At 49.0% G+C, this 4,246-nt stretch carries 4 protein-coding genes; all 4 read right to left on the minus strand.

Translation table 11 applies throughout. The annotated features are described in order from the left end of the window. Positions 1-1,176 (minus strand): arylsulfatase (locus ACOJS8_RS07735; RefSeq protein WP_420147964.1); only part of this gene is annotated, 1,176 nt, incomplete at its 3' end. Positions 1,177-1,179: 3 nt separating this feature from the next. Continuing rightward, positions 1,180-2,598 (minus strand): sulfatase, encoded by a 1,419-nt coding sequence (locus ACOJS8_RS07740; RefSeq protein WP_420147965.1) that lies wholly within the window; start codon positions 2,596-2,598, stop codon positions 1,180-1,182. Between the two features lie 104 nt (positions 2,599-2,702). After that, positions 2,703-3,407, minus strand: a complete 705-nt coding sequence (locus tag ACOJS8_RS07745) for a thioredoxin domain-containing protein (RefSeq protein WP_420147966.1) — start codon at positions 3,405-3,407, stop codon at positions 2,703-2,705. 25 nt (positions 3,408-3,432) lie between these two features. Beyond that, positions 3,433-4,246: hypothetical protein (locus tag ACOJS8_RS07750; RefSeq protein WP_420147967.1), on the minus strand; the 814-nt coding region annotated here is incomplete at its 5' end.

Below are 4,246 nucleotides of genomic sequence, written 5' to 3' on the forward strand. Positions count from 1 at the left end.
GGCATTGTAAAATACGCCCCGGCGCGTCGTTTCGCGTCCCTGAATCACCGATAATATCGATTGCCCGTCGATTCGCAGATTAGTTGGTAGCGGAATCCGGACCGCATCCAGCAGCGTCGGTAGAATGTCGATGTGGGCAATTCGCGTAGCAATGTCTTTATTGGCGGGGAAAATGCGATTGCGTCGAATGAAAAATGGCGTGCGTGTACCGCCTTCGTAGACACTGCTTTTGCGTCCTCGAAAACCCGTATTGAAGCGCAATTGCTGATTACCGTTGTCGGTGGTGAAGATTACAATTGTATTGTCGTCCAGTCCGAGGGCCTTGACCTGCGCCAGAATTCGGCCTACGTTATCGTCGATATTAGTAATCATGGCATACACCCGGCGCGCGTCCTCTTTGTCTTTCTCGGTCATTGTTGCCCAGTCTTTACCGGCTTGCTGATCGAAGGACGTATTGAACGCCAGGTCTTTGTATTGATCGTAATACGGCCTGGGCACCTGTAGCGGATCGTGGGGCGCATTGTACGCTACGTACAGAAAAAACGGTTTCTGCTGATTGGCTTTCAGAAAATCGAGGGCCGCATCAGTAAATACATCCGTACAATATCCCTGTGTGCGAACGGCTACGTTGTTTTTATAGAGTGTCGAGTTAAAGTAGCTGCTATCGGGGCGGAAGAAATTGTCGGCATGGTCGCCGGGTTGGCCGATGCCGCCACCATGCCCCACCAACGAAAAGGCAAAGCCCTGATCCGAAGCCCGGTAAGGATAGTTGTCGCCCAGATGCCATTTCCCTACAATACCCGTCTGGTAGCCATTCCGTGCCAAAATTTCGGCCAGGGTTACTTCTTCAGTAGCCATAATGGAACCGCCGTTATACGTATCATGCACACCCGTACGCTGGTGATATCGACCGGTCAGCAAACTCGCCCGCGTCGGGCTACAAACGGGTGAGGTGTGGAAATTGGTCAGCCGTGAGCACTGGGCGGCAAATCCGTCAATATTTGGTGTCTTTACGTGAGGATTACCATAGAAACCCAAATCACCATATCCCTGATCATCGGTCATAATCAGGATAATATTCGGTCGGCCCCCCGAGCGAGAGGCTGGTTGCGCCCATGCCAACGTAGCGACGAACGTACTAACTGAAAGTAGGTAAAGAGCGAACAGTATTTTCATGAGTTATTGGGCAGCCTGCTTCAGTACTTTATATCGATTACGCAACGCTTTTAACTTTTTCGTGTACATAGCGTTATGCGCCAGATTCGTCGTCTCATGCGGATCGTGAACGGTGTCGTACAATTCCTCATAGCCGTGCTCAATGTAGTTCATATACTTAAAATCTGACGTTACTACGCCTTCTACTTTCGGAATTCTGGGGCTACCCATAAAGGTATGTTCGTAGAAAAAATCGAGTCGGGCAGGCTTGCTGTTTTTGAGATTGCCGAGCAGATCAATGCCTTGCATATCGGCCGGAATCGGTACACCAGCCAATGATAATAGAGTTGGTGCTACGTCAATGTTAAGCGCTATCTGTGTGGATTTATTCCCCCGGCGATTCGTGGGTTGTCTGGGATCGTAAATAATGAGGGGCACCCGGATAGATTCCTCGTGGCCGTACCATTTTCCTTCCAGCCCGTGTTCCCCCAGGTAAAATCCGTTATCGCCCATAAAAATGATGATCGTGTTCTGATCCAGGTGAAGCGCTTTTAACTGTTCCACCAGTTTGCCCACCGCTTCATCGACGCCCGTAATCAGGCGGTAATAATTTCGTACGGTTTCGGCACGTAAAGCAGGCGTAGATAACAGAGGTTTCCAGCGTTGGCGAGCGATGTTCTGGTCCGTTCGAAAAAAATCCGGAAAGCTATTCCAGTACGTCGGGTCGGCTGTAAGTGGCTGTGGAATTATGACGTCGCTATACAACTCTTTAAACCGTGACTGTACTACGTAGGTTGGTGGGTTGCCATCCAGCTCGTGCGGAGCTTTGAAACTGACAGATAAACAGAATGGGCCTTGATTGGCAAATTGTCCCAGAAACTTCTGTACATCGCTGCTAACGGTATCCGTATCATGAATCAGCTGGCCTTGTGCATTTAGTACTTCATAGTCAGGCTGACTTTTTTTCGTGCACGACCAATAATCATATTCGGTGCTTGGCTGGTGTTTCGTACCCACGCCATATTTGCCGATAAACCCAATTTTATAGCCTGCTTTTTTGAGTAGCAAAGGGTAAGTCTGCGCCAGAGCCGATGGACTAAACGGCGTATCAAAATCCGTAATCTTATGCCGGGACATATACTGGCCACTCAACAAACTGGCGCGACTCACGCAGCAAATGGCGGTGGTTACGTACGCATTTTTAAATAAGACTCCCTGACTGGCGAGCCTATCCAGATTCGGCGTTTGTATAATTCGATTTCCGGCGACTCCCAGAGCATCCCAGCGATGATCGTCGGTTAGCAGAAAAATGATGTTTGGTGGAGCCGGTTTTTGGGCTAGACTAACAAATGCGTTAACGAGTAAGAAAAAAATGATGCCAGCCTTTGCCAACCCTCGATGTAATATCCTCATTTCGTCATTACCTGTTTTAGGGAGCCACATAAGCTGGATTTATAAAGGCCGCCTGTTTGGTTCGTTAATCTTGCAAAGGCATCAGTAGTTTTTTAACTACTGATGCTACGTCAATGCAGTTATAATACACTCATTTAAAGCGATTCGGCAATGTTTGCCTGAATTTCGGCTTTAGGAGTTACGCCAGCTTTTTTCCAGACTTCTTTGTCGCCTTTGTAAAGCACCAGCGTTGGCAGCGACGTAATGCCCAGCTCTTTCACCAGCGCTTTGTTTTCGTAGGCCTCAATCCGAACGACTTTAATCGTTGACGTCAGCTCTTTTTCAAGCTCATCAACAATGGGTGCTAGTTTCTTGCAGGAACCACAGTAGCGCGAACCGAAATCGACCAATACCAGCTTGTCCGATTTTAGCTTTGCCTGATAATCGTTCAACGACAGCCCCGCACCAACAGTCGATTCGACGGGGCGGCCCGAGCCAATCCATTTGCTGAGGCCGCCGGGTAGTTCTGTTACGTCGGCAAACCCGTTTTCCCGCAATTGTTTCACCAGTTGACCGCTACGTCCGTTGCCAATCGAGTAAATAAACACGGGCGAATTCTTGTCGAGCTTTTTGGTCTTTTTCGCGAAATTGGCCTGATCGGCTACACTGAAACTAACGGCACCTTTAAGGTGGTTTTGCGTGTACTCTTCTTCCGAACGGGCGTCCAGAATCTGCGCCCGGCTTCCGGCCTGTTGCAGTTTGGCTTCAAAAGCATCGAACGTTAGCGCAGGCGTTTGGGCGTTAAGGTTTATGGTAACGAATAAAAGCAGACTGAGTAACGATAAGGCTCTGTTTTTCATGATTGTATATGGTTTAAAATGGAAATTATTTGCTACGTGAAGGTTTGTCGGGAGTTGCTTGTCTGTTGAAATTCAATCGGCCAATGGCGATGGAATTTTCGCCCGCTGCCGAATACAGCAGGTGCCAGTTTTGGTTTTCCTCGAAAATGAACGGATCTCTTAACTCGCGCACCTTCCCGTAATACAGACCAATTTTTGAGGTAGTCAGCGGCAGATTACCGCCTTCATAGTCCGTTTCGGGAGCCGCTACTTCCTGGGGTGGAGTTGGTGTCCAACTATTCCAATCGTCGGTCAGCCTGATTTTGGTGAGCAGAATTCGTTCGGGCGTATCGCCGACTCGGCTGTAAAAGACCCATAACGTATCACCTATCAACTTGACCGCCGAATGACGTAGTGAATTCGGTTTCTGAATTTTCGCGAACGGATTTGGCCCCTTTTCAAATTCGGTTTTTCCGTCGCTCGACCGGTAAATTGAACTCGACCGGCCAATCGCGTAGTATGTATTGTGCCACTGAAATACTCGGAAATACGATTCGCCTAAAACAGCCGTATCTGCCTTAAAATGAATGCCGTCTTTGGTTGTTGCTCGCAGCGTGTACTGCCCTTTTTGGCCCTTATGCTCTAGCGGACAATGAAAATAGAGAACGAGCTGCTTGTGCTCTTCGTCGATGTGTAGATCAGGGGACGCTACGTGCGTGACACCATCCCCTGCGTTTTCGGCGCCTTCGTGCCGGACACTTTCTGTAGCCGGGAATGGCGCATCATTGCACCGGCAATCGGTGATTTGCAGCGTACCGGGCTTGTAAATTTTCCAGGGTCCACGTAGGTCGTTTGCATAA

The sequence above is a fragment of the Spirosoma sp. genome, from assembly GCF_048594605.1.
Classification (GTDB): domain Bacteria; phylum Bacteroidota; class Bacteroidia; order Cytophagales; family Spirosomataceae; genus Spirosoma.

Bases quoted from the DNA above. Each gene is read 5' to 3' on its own strand.
- ACOJS8_RS07740 (WP_420147965.1), bottom strand. From the start codon at position 2,598: ATGTGGCTCCCTAAAACAGGTAATGACGAAATGAGGATATTACATCGA.
- ACOJS8_RS07745 (WP_420147966.1), bottom strand. From the start codon at position 3,407: ATGAAAAACAGAGCCTTATCGTTACTCAGTCTGCTTTTATTCGTTACC.